The 14,869-nt window shown below is 62.8% G+C and carries 19 protein-coding genes; 7 read left to right on the plus strand and 12 right to left on the minus strand.

Features of this window, described 5'->3' with window-relative positions; translation table 11 throughout:
- Positions 1-27: 27 nt before the first annotated feature.
- Positions 28-993 (minus strand): galactofuranose ABC transporter, galactofuranose-binding protein YtfQ, encoded by a 966-nt coding sequence (ytfQ, locus tag IVB05_RS26260; protein ID WP_247778854.1) that lies wholly within the window; start codon positions 991-993, stop codon positions 28-30.
- A 327-nt stretch (positions 994-1,320) separates the two neighbouring features.
- Between ytfQ and garD the strand changes: the two genes are divergently transcribed.
- The gene (gene garD / locus IVB05_RS26265; protein WP_247778856.1) at positions 1,321-2,856 is read left to right on the plus strand and encodes a galactarate dehydratase; all 1,536 of its coding nucleotides are present in this window, start codon (positions 1,321-1,323) and stop codon (positions 2,854-2,856) included.
- Positions 2,857-2,907: 51 nt separating this feature from the next.
- Here the strand turns inward: garD and IVB05_RS26270 are convergent, their stop codons facing one another.
- Positions 2,908-3,363, minus strand: a complete 456-nt coding sequence (locus IVB05_RS26270; protein ID WP_247778857.1) for a host attachment family protein — start codon at positions 3,361-3,363, stop codon at positions 2,908-2,910.
- Between the two features lie 212 nt (positions 3,364-3,575).
- Between IVB05_RS26270 and IVB05_RS26275 the strand changes: the two genes are divergently transcribed.
- Both IVB05_RS26275 and IVB05_RS26280 read left to right on the plus strand, forming a co-directional pair.
- Positions 3,576-3,902: a hypothetical protein gene (locus IVB05_RS26275; protein ID WP_247778859.1), complete on the plus strand. Its 327-nt coding sequence runs from the start codon at positions 3,576-3,578 to the stop codon at positions 3,900-3,902.
- A gap of 147 nt (positions 3,903-4,049) precedes the next feature.
- A complete protein-coding gene (locus tag IVB05_RS26280) occupies positions 4,050-4,481 on the plus strand; it encodes a CBS domain-containing protein (protein WP_247778861.1) in 432 nt (143 codons plus the stop codon).
- 520 nt (positions 4,482-5,001) lie between these two features.
- Here the strand turns inward: IVB05_RS26280 and IVB05_RS26285 are convergent.
- Both IVB05_RS26285 and IVB05_RS26290 read right to left on the minus strand, forming a co-directional pair.
- On the minus strand, positions 5,002-5,238 hold the full coding sequence (locus tag IVB05_RS26285) for a hypothetical protein (RefSeq protein WP_247778862.1): 237 nt from the start codon (positions 5,236-5,238) through the stop codon (positions 5,002-5,004).
- 225 nt (positions 5,239-5,463) lie between these two features.
- Positions 5,464-5,622 carry a hypothetical protein gene (locus tag IVB05_RS26290; protein ID WP_247778864.1) on the minus strand — a complete coding sequence of 53 codons (159 nt, stop codon included), beginning with the start codon at positions 5,620-5,622 and terminating at the stop codon, positions 5,464-5,466.
- Positions 5,623-5,746: 124 nt separating this feature from the next.
- Between IVB05_RS26290 and IVB05_RS26295 the strand changes: the two genes are divergently transcribed.
- The 4 genes from IVB05_RS26295 (at position 5,747) to IVB05_RS26310 (ending at position 7,082) form a co-directional block, all read left to right on the plus strand.
- The gene (locus IVB05_RS26295; RefSeq protein WP_247778865.1) at positions 5,747-5,941 is read left to right on the plus strand and encodes a hypothetical protein; all 195 of its coding nucleotides are present in this window, start codon (positions 5,747-5,749) and stop codon (positions 5,939-5,941) included.
- Between the two features lie 149 nt (positions 5,942-6,090).
- Positions 6,091-6,318: a hypothetical protein gene (locus IVB05_RS26300; protein WP_247778866.1), complete on the plus strand. Its 228-nt coding sequence runs from the start codon at positions 6,091-6,093 to the stop codon at positions 6,316-6,318.
- A gap of 75 nt (positions 6,319-6,393) precedes the next feature.
- A complete protein-coding gene (locus tag IVB05_RS26305) occupies positions 6,394-6,621 on the plus strand; it encodes a hypothetical protein (RefSeq protein WP_247778867.1) in 228 nt (75 codons plus the stop codon).
- A gap of 245 nt (positions 6,622-6,866) precedes the next feature.
- A complete protein-coding gene (locus tag IVB05_RS26310; RefSeq protein ID WP_247778868.1) occupies positions 6,867-7,082 on the plus strand; it encodes a hypothetical protein in 216 nt (71 codons plus the stop codon).
- A 35-nt stretch (positions 7,083-7,117) separates the two neighbouring features.
- Here IVB05_RS26310 and IVB05_RS26315 read toward each other — a convergent pair whose 3' ends face one another.
- The 8 genes from IVB05_RS26315 to IVB05_RS26350 form a co-directional block, all read right to left on the minus strand.
- Entirely contained in the window at positions 7,118-8,452 is a 1,335-nt protein-coding gene (locus IVB05_RS26315) for a c-type cytochrome (protein ID WP_247778869.1), read from the minus strand.
- An 11-nt stretch (positions 8,453-8,463) separates the two neighbouring features.
- Complete coding sequence (locus IVB05_RS26320) at positions 8,464-8,844, minus strand: DUF971 domain-containing protein (RefSeq protein WP_247778870.1); 381 nt, start codon at positions 8,842-8,844, stop codon at positions 8,464-8,466.
- 14 nt (positions 8,845-8,858) lie between these two features.
- The gene (locus IVB05_RS26325; RefSeq protein WP_190241667.1) at positions 8,859-9,014 is read right to left on the minus strand and encodes a hypothetical protein; all 156 of its coding nucleotides are present in this window, start codon (positions 9,012-9,014) and stop codon (positions 8,859-8,861) included.
- A gap of 35 nt (positions 9,015-9,049) precedes the next feature.
- The gene (locus IVB05_RS26330) at positions 9,050-10,072 is read right to left on the minus strand and encodes a formate dehydrogenase subunit gamma (RefSeq protein ID WP_247778871.1); all 1,023 of its coding nucleotides are present in this window, start codon (positions 10,070-10,072) and stop codon (positions 9,050-9,052) included.
- A gap of 69 nt (positions 10,073-10,141) precedes the next feature.
- Positions 10,142-10,738, minus strand: a complete 597-nt coding sequence (gene fdh3B, locus IVB05_RS26335) for a formate dehydrogenase FDH3 subunit beta (protein ID WP_028348819.1) — start codon at positions 10,736-10,738, stop codon at positions 10,142-10,144.
- 14 nt (positions 10,739-10,752) lie between these two features.
- Positions 10,753-13,719 carry a formate dehydrogenase subunit alpha gene (locus IVB05_RS26340; protein ID WP_247778873.1) on the minus strand — a complete coding sequence of 989 codons (2,967 nt, stop codon included), beginning with the start codon at positions 13,717-13,719 and terminating at the stop codon, positions 10,753-10,755.
- A 13-nt stretch (positions 13,720-13,732) separates the two neighbouring features.
- Complete coding sequence (locus tag IVB05_RS26345) at positions 13,733-13,948, minus strand: hypothetical protein (protein ID WP_247778874.1); 216 nt, start codon at positions 13,946-13,948, stop codon at positions 13,733-13,735.
- A gap of 34 nt (positions 13,949-13,982) precedes the next feature.
- On the minus strand, positions 13,983-14,771 hold the full coding sequence (locus IVB05_RS26350; RefSeq protein WP_247778875.1) for a molecular chaperone TorD family protein: 789 nt from the start codon (positions 14,769-14,771) through the stop codon (positions 13,983-13,985).
- Between the last annotated feature and the right edge of the window lie 98 nt (positions 14,772-14,869).

Raw genomic sequence — 14,869 nt, forward strand, 5'->3', positions numbered from 1 at the left:
GACCCGGCGGCACGACATAAGGCCGTGTCAGTAACCAAGGCCCTTCTTGCTGTCATAGATCTTCTGCGGATCGTCGGCAGCCGTGTAGAGCTTCGATTCCGTCTGGATCCACTTCGGCGGCACCGTTCCCTTCGCCTTGAAGGCCATGATGGCGTCAAGCGCCGGACCTGCCATGTTCGGCGTCAGTTCCACGGTGGCATTGGCCTCGCCGGCCGCGATGGCCTTGAAGATATCGGGCACTGCATCGATCGACACCGTCAGGACGTCCTTGCCCGGCTTAAGGCCGGCCTCTTTCATGGCCTGGATCGCACCGACCATCATGTCGTCGTTGTGAGCGTAGACGGCGCAGATCGTCTTGCCGCCACCTTCGGCCTTGATGAAGCTTTCCATCACTTCCTTGCCCTTGGCGCGGGTGAAGTCGCCGGTCTGGCTGCGCACCACCTTGAGATTGGCGTTCTTGGCGACGACGCTGTCAAAGCCCTTCTTGCGGTTGGTCGCGACGCTGGCACCAACCGTGCCCTGCAGCTCGACGACATTGCATGCCTTGCCGGCCACGGTCTTCGCCAGCCATTCGCCGGCGACGGCGCCTTCGTGCACGCTGTCCGAGGTGACGGCGGTGAGATAAAGCTCCTTGCCCGACGGATCGATGTCGCGGTCGAGCAGCACGACCGGGATCTTGGCTTCCTTGGCCTCCTTCAACACCGCGTCCCATCCGCTCGACACGACAGGCGCGAGGAAGATGGCGTCAACGCCTTGCGCGATGAAGGAGCGGATCGCCTTGATCTGGTTCTCCTGCTTCTGCTGGGCGTCGGCAATCTTGAGCGTGACCTTGCGCTTGGTGGCCTCCGATTTGGAGACCGACGTCTCCGCCGCCCGCCAGCCGGATTCGGATCCGATCTGGGAAAAGCCGACGGTCAGTTCAGCGGCGGTTGCTGGAAGCGAAAGGGTGATGGCGACCAGGGCGGTGGCCGCAAGGAGGGCTTTGGAGGTCATGAGGCGCATTCTCCCAAAATGTTTGTTCAGGGTGCCTGCATGCCGAATTCGGTATCAAGGCACCTTTGAAGCTGCCTATTGGCGGCAGCGCGGGGAATATTTCACGGAAGATCGGTTCTGACTAGTAATATTATTTGACTATTTGGTTTCAGCCGACGCCGTCGTTTGCCTAGGATTTATTTCCCCCTCACCGGACGCCGCGCTCATACCCGCCGGCTTTCTTGTCCGAAGAGCCGCTTGATCGCACGCGCGGTTTGACCTTGATTGCCTCGATCATGCTGCGCAGCTACGCGTTGCCTGATGCCTTCAGTGAACTAAGGATTCGACATGCAGCCCGTCACCGCGAAGCCGCTCTACATCCGCATGCATGCGGACGACAACGTCGCGATCGTCGCGAACCGCGGAGGCCTGCACCCGGGCGCTGAGTTCGCGTGCGGCTTGCGGCTGATCGAGCAGATTCCGCAAGGCCACAAGGTTGCCCTCACCGATATCGGAGAAGGCGAAGCCATTCGCCGCTACGGCGAGGTGATTGGCCATGCCGCCGCGCCGATCGCCAGAGGCAGCTGGGTCAAGGAATCGCTGGTGCAGATGCCCGACGCGCCGTCGTTCGACAATCTGCCGACGCCAAACGGCGGCGCGATCAGGCTGCCGCCGCTGGAAGGCTACACGTTCGAAGGCTATCGCAATGCCGACGGTTCGGTCGGCACCCGCAACATCCTCGCGATCTCGACCAGCGTGCAATGCGTCGCCGGCACGGTCGAGTTCGCGCTGGATCGGATTCGCAAGGAACTATTGCCGAAATATCCCAACGTCGACGACGTGGTAGCGATCACGCATGCCTATGGCTGCGGGGTAGCGATCAACGCGCCGGGCGCCGCCGTCCCGATCCGCACGCTGCAGAACCTCGCCCGCAATCCCAATTTCGGCGGCGAGGTGATGATCGTTGGCCTTGGCTGCGAGAAACTTCAGCCTGAATTGTTGCTGCCCGAGGGCATGAACGCCGACGACGAAATCATGCGCATGCAGGACGAAGGCCTGACCGGCTTTGGCGAGATCGTCGAGGACATCGTGCAGATGGCCGACGCGCGCCTGCAGATATTGAATAAGCGCCGCCGCGAAACCTGCCCGGCATCGGCGCTGGTGGTCGGCATGCAATGCGGCGGCAGCGATGCGTTCTCGGGCGTGACCGCCAATCCGGCGCTGGGCTTTGCTGCGGATCTTCTGGTGCGCGCCGGCGCGACCGTGATGTTTTCCGAGGTCACGGAGGTGCGCGACGCCATCCATTTGCTGACGCCGCGCGCGGTGAACCAGGGCGTTGCCGAAGCCCTGGTGCGCGAGATGGCCTGGTATGACCGCTATCTCGCCGGCGGCGAAGCCGATCGCAGCGCCAACACCACGCCGGGCAACAAGAAGGGCGGCCTCTCCAACATCGTCGAGAAAGCGATGGGTTCGGTGATCAAGTCAGGCACCAGCCCGATCGCAGGCGTGCTCGCGCCGGGCGAGCGGGTCAGCCAAAAAGGCCTGATTTTTGCGGCAACGCCGGCCAGCGATTTTGTCTGCGGCACGCTGCAATTGGCCTCGGGTATGACGCTGCACGTCTTCACCACCGGCCGCGGCACGCCCTACGGGCTTGCCGCCGTGCCGGTCATCAAGGTCTCGACGCGCAGCGAGTTGAAGCAGCGCTGGCACGATTTGATCGACGTTGACGCCGGCAGTATCGCAACCGGCGATGCGACAATCGAAGACGTGGGCTGGGAACTCTTCCGTCTCATGCTTGACGTGGCGAGCGGCCGCGAGACCTGGGCCGAACACTGGAAGCTCACCAACTCGCTGGCGCTGTTCAACCCGGGCCCGGTGACATAGCGACGGCCACCCTCGCGAGGCTGCAAGCACCATGGCCCAACCGATGCATGGCTAGGCCGCTATCAGCCTTTCGATCTGCGGTATCGGATGCGATGTTAATTCCTTCGGAATCTCGCCCACGATCTTGTCCGTAACCTCGGCATGAAATGCCTTGCGCAGGTTTCCGAGAATCTTCGCCGGCGCGATGACGACGAGCTTGTCGAAATGATTTTCGTGCGCATGACGGTAGAGCGCTTCTGCGATCTCTCCGGCGAACCGCTCCTTTGCGATGTGGTGCCAGTCGACCTCCTCGACCGCGCTTCGCGCCGTACCGACGCTTGATACCGAGCGCCCCGGACGATCGGTGCCCTGCTCGCGCGTTGCCGGATTGTCCTGCTCCAGGATTTGCTCGACTTCGAGCTTGACCCGATGCGCGGTGCCTTTGTTGCGCAGAAAGAGCGCCTTCTGGCCGTCGCCGATCAGAACGAGTGCATTGTGGGAGATGACCGGGGTAGATTCAGTTGTCATTACTTGATGCCTCCATGTGGGCCAACGCATGAATCGCCGCGTGGTTGCCTCTGCGACGACGGCGCCAGGCCACCGGCCACGATCGGCATTTCAACACCGCCTGCTCCCTGCGCGCAACGATGGAACTCCGGTCTCATCGCTTCCACGCGTCGGAACCAAAGCGGGTGCGATGCTTTGAGCCCCGAGGGCAGCATTCGAGTAAGGAGGAACTTATGAGGAAGATCGCAATCGGCCTGCTGGCCGGCGCGGGCGCGCTCCTGACCGGCAGCGCAAATGCGTCTGACATCTACACCAGCAGCGAATATACGAACTCCGACCTGATACAGCAGGTTCGCATGGTCTGTGACGACAACGGACGCTGCTATCGGACCCGCGGCAGCAGCCGCGTGATCGTCCGCGATTCATACGCCTATGCGCCGCGCGAGCGATATATCGAGCATCGCCGCTATCGCGATTGGGATGACGGGCCGCGAGCCGGCGTCGGCATCCGCGCACCCGGCGTGAGCGTGGGCGTCGGCGTCGACAACGACCGCTGGTAGGACAATCCAGGAGAGACTCCCCCAGGAGAGACTTCGGCGCGGTCTGGAGTCTCTCCGCCGGAGTCGGGAAATATTTCATCTGCCCGCGGGAACGGCGGTGGGCGCGTCCTGTTAGCCGGTGAAGCAACGACCGAACAGAGAGGCTACATGAAAGTTTCCGATGCGATGACGTCTGAGGTTCAACTCTGCACGCCCGATGACACGTTAAAGGACGCCGCGCAGGCGATGGCGGCGCTCGGCGTCGGGTTGCTGCCGGTGACCGACAATGAGCGCCTGGTTGGCATGATCTCCGACCGGGATATCGCGATCCGCGGTGTCGGCATGGGCCGGGGACCAGAGGCACGGGTCGGCGACGTGATGACGGCCGACGTCAAGTATTGCTACGAAGACCAGAATCTCGACGAGGTGAGTGCGATCATGGGTGACATCCAGGTCCGTCGCCTGCCGGTGCTCAATCGCAGCAAGCGGCTCGTCGGCATCATCGCGCTGGGCGACATTGCGCTGATCCGGGGCGGCAATGGCACAGGCGCGGCGTTGTGCGGAATTTCACGGCCCGGCGGGCAGCATGCACAGGTTTGATCTGCGCCGCTTTGAGAGGAAGCTCATTATCGTGACCGGCGCCGCCTCCGGCATTACCGAGGCCACAGCAAGTCCCCGCACCACGCGGGAATGAACACCGGCATCTCGTCACGTACGAACGAAGCGAATGCCGGTGCGCGCAGACAACGGCATTCGCGCTAGCGTCCAACGGCCACCAAGCTGCGGGCCGTCGTTATTTTTTGGTGCCGGGTCCGGCATCCATGCTGGAAGAACTGCCGCTGGACGAACTACCGGACTTCATTTTGCCGGTAGCTGTCCCCGTCGTCGTTCCCTTTTTCATGTTCGTATGCTTGGTGGTGCTCTTGGTCGCGCCGGGGCCAACGTTGCCTTCGCTTGATGCGCCGGGGGCCGGCTGCATTTGTGCGAACACGCTGCCAGTCGACAGCAACAGGGCACATACGCAAGCCAAGATGGTTTTCTTCAGGAGGAACTCTTTGATTGAAGCGACTCCTCAACCTGCGCTCCCGCGAAGGGTTCCGACGCAAACACGTGAGCGGCATCACGCCGACGCGAGCACCGGAGGCACGGCCTGCTGCCGCCTGAATTGCTGATAAGCCGCGATTGCCTTGTTAGCCAGCATCAACCGCCGCCGTTCGCCACGGCGCACCATCATCTCTATCGTGTCGCTGAGAAAGCGGCCGGCCACCATCGCATCGCCCAACTCCCCGGTACGGTTGAGATAGTCCCAGGCGATTTCAATCGAGCTCTCAATCAGCAGGGGCAGCGGTTCCGTCATGTCTACGTCCAACCATTTTTGGGAGAACGTCCGGCGGCAATCTCTGTTCCTGATCCAGCTTGCCGGCGGAAGGCAGGCTTCCCCTTGGAGGCTTCATGGCCCGCCTGCAACGGCGCCCGCGATCACCATCGTCGGATCGTCCAAATCGATTTTGCCCTCGACGATGAGGCCGTCGGAGCTCTCGAGCATTCGCAACGCCTCCATCCGTCGCGCAAATGCGAGCGGCTAATGAGTGTTTGTCTCATGCCACTTTTCCAGATCGGGTTTTGACGGTCCCGGCCGCTGCTCCTTTTCCGGATTCCCCTTCCAGGGCTTGTCGGTCTGCTTGTGCGATCCCCAGTCCGTCTGCTGACGCGGATCATCGGTGGGCTTTTCCTTGCTCATTTGGGCACCTCCAGAATGGGAAGCGGACAGCGCGCAGTTTGGTTCCTGACGAATCTGTGGACTCAGGGTTCCAACGTCCGGAACCGAACAGACAGTGGATGATGTTCCCTCCTAGTCTTTTTTAATGGACAAGAAGAAGGTCGAGGATCGGCCCCAGCGGGACTTGCATATGGAGGCGCTCGTGGCGCTTGAGCAAGCACGCGCCATGCCTCATGGTCCTGCACGAAGCGAAGCTTTGAAGCGCGCTGGTATTCTTCAGCATGCGGCCGACATGCAGGGACTGACGTTCGCCAAACGTGGTCGCCCACCGAAAACCTAATCCGTCCCTTCGATTGTCTGCGATGGCAACCGCGAGCGCAGCCGCATGCAAGTGCTTGCCACCCCCATGCGGTAAGCCAGCGGAACCCAAGAAAGCGGAACCCAAGAACAGGTCTCAACGTTGCTCCGGCAGGCAGCAAGGAGGCAACGATGGGATTGGCCGAATACATGATCGTTTCCAAGCCGGAGGGCTGGACGGTCCTCCATGACGGGACCGCGGAGCACGACTACGATACAAAGGAGGCGGCATTCGAAGCAGCCGTCGCCGCCGCGTCGCTGGCGATCCGCCAGGGCCATGAGGTCCACGTCAGCGTCCCCGGTCGCGAGGCCGGCAACAAGACTGCGCTTGGCGCCAAGGATTCCCGGAGCGTGCCGTGATACACGCCGGACCGAGGGGAACGCTGTTCTCCCATTCGCGTTTCCGTGCCGATCGACGAACGTCGGGAGATCATCATGAACGACTTCCGGGACATTCAGCACGGCGTCAACGATCCCGTTAATGGCGTCGACGTGAAGCGAAAATTCAACGACAACCAGACTCCACACGAGCGCGCGCAATTCGCGGCAGATGTCCGCTCCAGCGCCATTCCCGCGGCGGACGAGGAATTCCTGCCGGAAGCGCTGAGGCGCCGGCCGACGGGTCCGCTCAATCCACGGACCGGCCGCCGTCCGACTCCTTAAGCAGAATCGATTCACGCGCAATTTACGAAGGCGCCGCCGCCCTATCCATTGCCTATCGCGCAGCGAGCGGTAGTGTTTCACTTCGACATAAAGTGGACGCGCTATTCCCTGAGCTTCGAAATGGAACCGGCGCACATTGTCATAAACAAGATCGTGATAGGTGACGCAGGCCACATTCGCCCGTGACCGTTGGCCGTAATGCGGTGGTGCAAGCCACACTGCATATCGAGCCAACGGAGTTTTCCATGAAGCGTCTGTTGATTTCCGGATTCGTGGCAGTCGCCCTGCTCGCTGTCGCAACTACATTTCGTTCGCATTCAATCATTTCGGCCGAGCGGTCCACCGTGACCACCGGCGTGGCGTTGTCGAAGAAATCTCCGGCCGCCGCGGGCGTAACCAGGCTTCCGGTCGAAGAGTTCGAGGATATGTCGCTGGTCTTTTCGACGCCGACGAAGCCGTGACGAAAGGCAGAAATAGCGGTTGATTCAACCGGTCGCTATTTCTTCGTCGCGCGCTCGAGAAATTGCACGAGCGCGGCGCGGTCCTGCTCCGAACCGATGCGCTGCTCCGGCATCTTGGTGCCGGGCGTATAGGCCTGCGGCCCGATCTCGAACAGTCTGGAAACCGTCTCCGGCGTCCAGACGATATCGAGCCGCTTGAGCGCTTCGGAAAAATTATAGCCGGGTGCGGTCGCAATCCGGCGGCCGAAGATCCCGGCGAGCGTCGGGCCTGCGCGGTTGGCCTGTTCGGCGCCAAGCGTATGGCAGGCGACACAGGCGCGAAAGACCTCCGCGCCGTGATCGCCGGCATAGGCGGCGAGCGGGTCTCCCGTCGTTTCCACGAGAAGTGGATCGACCGGCTCGCCCGTCGCCGCGTTCCAGCGCCGGATGATGTTATCGGCGCCGCCCGTAAGCAGCGTGCGACTATCCGGCAGGAATACCACCGACCAGACCGGCAGGCCCGGACCGACCAGCGTGCGCGTGAGCGCGCGCGCCTTGCGGTCGATCACGGCGACGGTGCCGCCGATGCCCGCGGCAGCAACCAGCGCACCGTCAGGCGAAATCGCAATCGAGATCACCGGCCTTGGCCCTGCCGCAACCTCGCCGGCACGCGCGCCGCCTGCGGTCAGGAAGTAAACCTTGCCGTCGGCACCGCCGACCGCGATTTCACCATCGGTGCCGGTGGCCACGGCGTTGAGTGGGGTCGGCATCGGTACGGCGGTTGGCGTTTGCGCGCCCGACAGAGGCCAGATGCGAACGCTGAGATCGTAACTGACGCTGACCAGGGCGCGGCCATCCGCGGTAAACGCTACGCCGTTGACGTTCTGCGTATGCTCATCGAGCACGCGCGGCGCACCGCCTGCGAGCGGCCAGAGTCGCACCGTATGATCCCACGAGGCGGATGCGAGCGTAGCGCCGTCACGAGATGCCGCCAGCGCGACGATCGGCGCCGTGTGGCCCTCGAACACCGCGTCGGGCTCGGTCTTGCCAAACGTCCAGATGGCGATGCGGCCGTCGGCGCCGGCGGTCGCTGCACGTCCCTCGCCCAGCAGCGCGACCGCGTTGACAGCGTCGGAATGGAAACGAAGCACCTGCTCGGCCGCATTGCGCGTCAGCGACCAGCGGATCGCGGTCGAATCGAAGCTGCCGGAGATCGCGACTTGCCCATCGGCCGAGATCGCCAGCGCCCGCACCGGCCCGCCATGCCCGCGCAGTTGCGCGAAGGTTGAGGTGGCTCCGATCGGTAGAGCGATCAACAAGGCCGCAAAGCCCAAAAGCGCGGACCGGCCTGCCTTGGCGAGCGAAGCGTTCGCGGCAATCCTTTGCTGCATCCGCATCGGCCTCAGCGCACGCCCGGTCTGTCGCGGTCGAGGCCTTTAGCCTCGAGGTCGTCGAGGTACTCCTGAAAGCGCCGCCCGGCGTTCAGGCCGAGATCGCGCAGAAACGCCCAGGAATAGATGCCGGTCGAGTGCATGTCGTCGAACCCTATTCTGATGGCATAGTTGCCGACAGGATCGACGGAAAGAATGGTCACATTACGTTTGCCGCCGACCGTCTTGCGCTCGGCTTCGGAATGCCCCTGCACTTCGGCGGACGGGCTGGTCACCCGGAGCAATTCGGCGGGGAGGTCGAAGCTGCGGCCGTCGTCAAAGGAAACGCGCAGCGTGCGCCGATCCTTCGGCAGGCGAATTTCGACCGGCCACGCCAGCGTGACGTCAGGCACGCCCACCGCCGGCGTCAGCCCGGGCCAATCAGATTATGGCCGGGATCGCCGACCCTGGCGCCGCTGGTCGAAAAGGCGACGGAACTGGACTGCTGGATGGTGTTGAGCACCATCGCGACGCCGACGGCAGCAACTACCGCGAATGCCAGAGCCGCAACAAACGATTTCATAACATTTCCTCACATTTGACTTGAGCAGAGCCGGATCATTCGGCCGGCACGGCTCGCGGGCTATCCGGGGGAGCGCTGGCCTTCGCCTGCTCTTCCTCGACCCAGAGAGAATGGTGCTCCTTGGCCCAGTTCAAATCCACCTCGCCGGTTCCCATCGCGTCGAACGCCCCCTCCATGCCGACCGAGCCGATATAGATGTGCGCCACCATGGCGGCGATGAAGAGCATGGCGATCACGGCATGGATCACGGTCCAAAATTGCAGCGCCGTCACGTTGGCAGGCAAATACGGGAACAGCAGGAACCAGCCGGACACCGACATCAGCACGCCGCCGATGATCACGATCCAGAAAATTCCCTTTTGCCCCGCGTTGAAACGCTTGGCCGGCGGATGCTTGTCATTGGACAGAAGCCCGCCGCCCTGCTTGATCCACTCAAGATCGAGCTTGCCGGGGATGTTATCCCTGATCCAGATCAGGAACATGATCACGAGACCCAGCATGAACGGGAATGCCAGGTAGTTATGCGCCAGCTTGGCCCAGGCCGACATGGCCGCAAAGGCGTCCGCGCCGAACAACGGCAAAATCAGGGTGCGGCCAAAGCTGACGTTCAGGCCCGACAGTGCAAGGATAATGAAGCAGCTTGCCGTGAGCCAGTGCGTGAAGCGTTCGAAGCTGGCGAATCGCAGGATCGTCTTGCCCGAGAACCCCTGGTTCACGCGAATCCGGCCGCGCACCATCAGGAAGATCGCGAGCAGAGCCAGCATTCCGAGAATGGCAATGCCGCCGATCCAAGGCAGCTTGTTGCGCTGGAAGTCGCGCCAGTCGCGCCCCGCGGGCTGGATCAGGCTGGCAGCCATCCCGTCGGGAATCGATACGCGCCCGGTGATCTTGTCGCCCTCCTTCAGCGCGTTCAGCAGCTTGTCTTCCTGAACGGCTTCGGCGGTCGGCTTGAACGACAGTTGCGCCGCCGCAGGATGCGCCAGGACGAACATCAGCGCGAACGCGGCGAACAAAGGCTTGAAACCGGCGAGCTTAAGAATTGAAAGTGAGCCTGGCATTTGCACAACGCCCTTTCGGTTATCGGAATTACGCATGCGCCGCCGCGCCGGGGCGCGACGGCCGTGGCATCAGCCGGTCGGTGAATCGCTGTAGGCGGTCTTCCAGCCCCACATGCCGGAGCCGTAACCGCGCTTCATCACCCGCTCCTTGTAGATCTCGGCAATGATCGCGCCGTCTCCGGCCAGCAGCGACTTGGTCGAGCACATCTCGGCGCAAATCGGCAGCTTGCCCTCGGCGAGGCGGTTGGCGCCGTATTTGGCGTATTCGGCCGGCGTGGAGTCGGCCTCCGGGCCGCCCGCGCAATAGGTGCACTTGTCCATCTTGCCGCGCGATCCGAAGTTGCCGACTTTCGGATATTGCGGCGCGCCGAACGGACAGGCGTAGAAGCAGTAACCGCAGCCGATGCAGAGGTCCTTGGAGTGCAGCACGACGCCGTCGGCCGTGGTGTAGAAGCACGACACCGGGCAGACCGCGGCGCACGGCGCATCGGTGCAATGCATGCAGGCCATGGAGACCGAGCGTTCGCCGGGCTTGCCGTCATTGATGGTGACGACGCGGCGGCGATTGATGCCCCACGGCACTTCATGTTCGTTCTTGCAGGCCGTCACGCAGGCGTTGCACTCGATGCAACGGTCGGCATCACAAAGAAATTTGACGCGAGCCATGATCTATTCTCCTCTCACGCCGATTGGATCTGGCACAGGGTCACTTTGCCCTCGTGCATGCCGGTGACCGGATCGTAGCCGTAGGACGTGATCGTGTTGACGCTTTCGCCCAGCACGATCGGGTCACTGCCCTTCGGATATTTGCCGCGTTGGTCGACGCCCTGGAACCAGCCGGAGAAGTGGAATGGCATGAATGCCACGCCCTTGCCGACACGGTCGGTGACGAGCGCCTTGACGCGGGCCTTCGAGCCGTTTTCCGGACCGAACACCCAGACCCAGCCGCCGTCCTTGATGCCGCGCTCGGCGGCGTCAGAGGTGTTGACCTCGACGAACATGTCCTGCTGCAATTCGGCGAGCCATTTGTTCGACCGGGTTTCCTCGCCGCCGCCTTCGTATTCGACGAGGCGTCCCGAGGTCAGGATGATCGGGAATTGCTTGGCAAGCCCCTTGTCCACCGCCGCCTTCTGAACCGAGAAGCCGAGATTGGCCATGCGGAACTGCCGTCCGTCCGGACGCGTCGGGTATTTCGCGACGAGATCAGGCCGCGCCGTGTAGATCGGCTCACGATGGACCGGCACGGGATCGGGCAGATTCCACGCCACCGCGCGGGCCTTGCCGTTGCCATACGCCATCACGCCATGCTCGAGCGTGACGCGGATGATGCCGCCCGACAGATCGACCGCCCAGCCGACGCCATCGGGATTGTTGCCGCCGATCTTGTTGATGGTGGCAAGTTCGTCCGCGGTGAGGTCTTTGTCCCAGCCGAGCTTCTTGAGGACGCCGTAAGTGAACTCGGGATAGCCGTCGGTCAGCTCCGACCCCTTGCTGTAGGAGCCTTCGGCCAAAAGGTTGACGTTCTTCACCGAGCCGTCCGGCTGCTTCTCTTCGTAGACCACGCCGAAGCGCGCGCGGAACGTGCCGCCGCCGTCCTTGGCGTGAAGGTTGGTGTTGTAGAGCGTGTGCGTGCCCGGATGCCGGATCTGCGGCGTGCCCCAGCACGGCCACGGCAGGCCGTAATAATCGCCGCCGATTTCGGGCTCGTCCGCCTTGGCACGCAGGGTCACCAGGTCGAACTTGCCCTGGTTCTTCATGTGCGCCTTCAGCCGCTCCGGCGACTGACCGGAATAGCCGGTCGAGAAGCCGCCGCGGTTGATTTCCCGCAGCAGGTCTTCGGACGAAGGATGTTTGTTCTCGACCTTGATGTTCTTGAACATCTTGTCGGCGAAGCCGAGTTTTTCCGAAAGCAAGTAGATGATCTCGTAATCGTCCTTGGATTCGAAGATCGGCTTGACGATCTGCTCGCCCCACTGCAGCGAGCGGTTGGAAGCCGTACGCGAGCCCGAGGTTTCGAACTGCGTGCAGGCGGGCAATAGATACGTGCCGTTCTTGCGCTCGGAGATCGCGGCGAACGTCGTCGGATGCGGATCGGCGACCACGAGCAGTTCGAGCTTTTCGATGCCCTTCACCATCTCGGTCATGCGCGGCACGGTATTGCCGCCGTGCCCCATGATGACCACGCCCTTCACGACATCGCGCTGATCGACGTCATCGGGGTTGGCCAGCGTCGCATCGAACCAGCGGGTCCACGGGATGCCCGGCAATTCCATGTTCTGCTTGCGGGTGCGCGCCGGACGGCCGGCCTTCGCCGGCACTTCGTCGAAGCGCGACTGCAGATAATCGTATTCGACCTCCCAGACCCGCGCCCAATGCTTCCAGGCGCCTTCGACGAGGCCGTAATAGAGCGGCAGCGTCACGATATCGAGGCCGATATCGGTCGCACCCTGCACGTTGCAATGGCCGCGGAAGATGTTGGCGCCATTGCCGAAGGAGCCGACATTGCCGGTCGCCAGCAGCAGGTTGCAATAGGCACGGACGTTGGCGGTGCCGACCGTGTGCTGGGTGCCGCCCATGCACCAGACAAAGGCCGATGGCTTCTGCTTGGCAAAAGTTTCGGCGACTTTCTTCAGCTGCTCGCCGGGAATCCCGGTAACGCGTTCGACCTCTTCCGGCGTCCACTTCGCAACTTCGGCGCGGATCTGGTCCATGCCGTAGACACGTTGCTTGATGAATTCCTTGTCTTCCCAGCCATTGTTGAAGATGTGGTGCAGCATGCCCCAGACGACGGCGATATCGGTGCCGCCGCGGAACCTCACATATTCGGTGGCATGCGCCGCGGTGCGGGTGAAGCGCGGGTCGAGCACGAACACGTTGGCGCGGTTCAGTTCCTTGCCGGAGAGGATGTGCTGCAACGAAACCGGATGCGCTTCGGCGGCGTTCGATCCCATGAAGATGATCGTCTTCGAGTTGCGCATGTCGTTGTAGGAATTCGTCATCGCGCCGTAGCCCCAGGTATTGGCGACGCCGGCGACGGTGGTCGAATGACAGATGCGGGCCTGGTGATCGATCGAGTTGGTGCCCCAGAACGCCGCGAACTTACGGAACAGATAACCGCCCTCGTTGGAGAACTTCGCGGAGCCCAGCAGATAGACGGAATCGGCGCCGGACTTGGCGCGAATCTCGAGCATCTTATCGCCGATCTCGTTGATGGCCTGATCCCACGAGACCTTCTGCCACTCGCCGTTGACCAGCTTCATCGGATATTTCAGCCGGCGGTCGCCGTGGACGAGTTCGCGCACGGCAGCGCCCTTGGCGCAGTGCGAGCCGCGATTGATCGGGCTGTCCCAGGCCGGTTCCTGACCGACCCAGACGCCGTTCTGCACTTCGGCGATCACGGTGCAGCCGACCGAGCAATGCGTGCAGATGTTCTTCCTGATTTCGGTCGGGGCGCCGACCTTCTCAGGACCGGCCTGCGCCTTGCGCACCGATCCGAGCGGCATCAGGCCGATTGCGGCGCCCGCACCGGCCGCCAGACCGGATCGCCGCAGGAACGTGCGGCGATCGAGAACTCCCGACGCGAGGCCGGCGGCGATACCCTGCAAACGCGCCCTGCCCGCGGATCCGTCTCTTCGCTTCATCAACATGTGCGTGGTCCCATCAATAGCGGTTGACGCGATAGAAATTCTTGACGTGATCGGTTTCCTTGTAACGCGCCTTGACGCGCTCGGCCTGCGACTCGTCCGCCACAGCCTCGCCGCCAGTGAGCGGCACAACGGCTGCTGCTGCGAACGCCGAACCGCCCATCAGAAACAGGCTGCGCCGATCCACCCCTGTGGCCCGTGACTTGCCCTTGCTGTCAGATGGTTTGCTCATTGCGATCTCCCGTTTTCGCGTTGCCTTTTCGCCGTCACTCGGACAGCGTGAAGGCCTCGGATTCCAATTCCATGAAGACACGGCCGACGCGGCCGACGGCGCGGTAGAAGCGCGCCGATGGCGACATCTCCAGATCGGCGAACATCCGCGCCGCCCACGGCTTGAGATGCCGTTCGAAGAAACGCGCCTGTTCGGCGAACTCAGCCTCGAAGTCGTCGCGTGCGAGGCCAGCCATGACCTCGAGCAGAATCGCGATGTGATCTTCCGGCTCGCGCGAGATGCCCGCGCGCTCGATCCCGAGCCCGCGCAAATCCTCGCGCACCCGCGCCAGCGGACGCTCGTGAAGAAAGCCGGTCAGATAGTAGGAGGCATAGGGCAGCAGTTCGCCGCGGCCGAGCCCGATGAAGAGATCGAAGAATTCCTTGCTCACGGCGCGGTCGTCCATCGCGGCGGCAGCGGCGGCAAGCTCGACATGCGCCATGCCGAGTTCGGAGCCATCGCCCTTCAGCGTTGCAACCCGCTTGAGCGTCCCGGCATCGGGCGCCTTGCCGAGCACCAGCGACAACAGGCCGTATTCTGCGGCGCGCAGTTGATCGATCTCGTCGACTTCGGCCTTCGATGTCACCTGGTCCTCGGACGGTCCATAGAGATCGGGACGAAGAACAAATCGATTGACCCGCGTCAGCGCTTCGATGGCGAGAACCCGCTCGGCGGGAATGCGCGACCACGCCGAGACGGAGGGCTGCGCAACGCCTATCCCTCGCGCCAGCGATGCAACGCCACCCGCTGCCCTGATTGCTAGTTCCAGACCGGCGTCACGCATGGTGCTACCGATTTCTCCCCGCCCATTCGCGCCCCCGCCCGTGTCCCTCGGGCGTACAAACTTAGAACTGGAATTATTCCAAGTTGGGAATCTGTATC

The sequence above is a fragment of the Bradyrhizobium sp. 170 genome (assembly GCF_023101085.1).
GTDB lineage: Bacteria > Pseudomonadota > Alphaproteobacteria > Rhizobiales > Xanthobacteraceae > Bradyrhizobium.

Excerpts from the sequence above, each read along its gene's own strand:
- IVB05_RS26340 (WP_247778873.1), bottom strand. The coding sequence starts at position 13,719 with ATGTTGATGAAGCGAAGAGACGGATCCGCGGGCAGGGCGCGTTTGCAG.
- IVB05_RS26290 (WP_247778864.1), bottom strand. The coding sequence starts at position 5,622 with ATGAGCAAGGAAAAGCCCACCGATGATCCGCGTCAGCAGACGGACTGG.
- IVB05_RS26305 (WP_247778867.1), top strand. The coding sequence starts at position 6,394 with ATGAACGACTTCCGGGACATTCAGCACGGCGTCAACGATCCCGTTAAT.
- garD (WP_247778856.1), top strand. The coding sequence starts at position 1,321 with ATGCAGCCCGTCACCGCGAAGCCGCTCTACATCCGCATGCATGCGGAC.
- ytfQ (WP_247778854.1), bottom strand. The coding sequence starts at position 993 with ATGACCTCCAAAGCCCTCCTTGCGGCCACCGCCCTGGTCGCCATCACC.
- IVB05_RS26315 (WP_247778869.1), bottom strand. The coding sequence starts at position 8,452 with ATGCAGCAAAGGATTGCCGCGAACGCTTCGCTCGCCAAGGCAGGCCGG.
- IVB05_RS26310 (WP_247778868.1), top strand. The coding sequence starts at position 6,867 with ATGAAGCGTCTGTTGATTTCCGGATTCGTGGCAGTCGCCCTGCTCGCT.
- IVB05_RS26350 (WP_247778875.1), bottom strand. The coding sequence starts at position 14,771 with ATGCGTGACGCCGGTCTGGAACTAGCAATCAGGGCAGCGGGTGGCGTT.
- IVB05_RS26325 (WP_190241667.1), bottom strand. The coding sequence starts at position 9,014 with ATGAAATCGTTTGTTGCGGCTCTGGCATTCGCGGTAGTTGCTGCCGTC.
- IVB05_RS26300 (WP_247778866.1), top strand. The coding sequence starts at position 6,091 with ATGGGATTGGCCGAATACATGATCGTTTCCAAGCCGGAGGGCTGGACG.
- IVB05_RS26280 (WP_247778861.1), top strand. The coding sequence starts at position 4,050 with ATGAAAGTTTCCGATGCGATGACGTCTGAGGTTCAACTCTGCACGCCC.
- IVB05_RS26285 (WP_247778862.1), bottom strand. The coding sequence starts at position 5,238 with ATGACGGAACCGCTGCCCCTGCTGATTGAGAGCTCGATTGAAATCGCC.
- IVB05_RS26295 (WP_247778865.1), top strand. The coding sequence starts at position 5,747 with ATGGACAAGAAGAAGGTCGAGGATCGGCCCCAGCGGGACTTGCATATG.
- IVB05_RS26275 (WP_247778859.1), top strand. The coding sequence starts at position 3,576 with ATGAGGAAGATCGCAATCGGCCTGCTGGCCGGCGCGGGCGCGCTCCTG.
- fdh3B (WP_028348819.1), bottom strand. The coding sequence starts at position 10,738 with ATGGCTCGCGTCAAATTTCTTTGTGATGCCGACCGTTGCATCGAGTGC.
- IVB05_RS26270 (WP_247778857.1), bottom strand. The coding sequence starts at position 3,363 with ATGACAACTGAATCTACCCCGGTCATCTCCCACAATGCACTCGTTCTG.
- IVB05_RS26330 (WP_247778871.1), bottom strand. The coding sequence starts at position 10,072 with ATGCCAGGCTCACTTTCAATTCTTAAGCTCGCCGGTTTCAAGCCTTTG.
- IVB05_RS26345 (WP_247778874.1), bottom strand. The coding sequence starts at position 13,948 with ATGAGCAAACCATCTGACAGCAAGGGCAAGTCACGGGCCACAGGGGTG.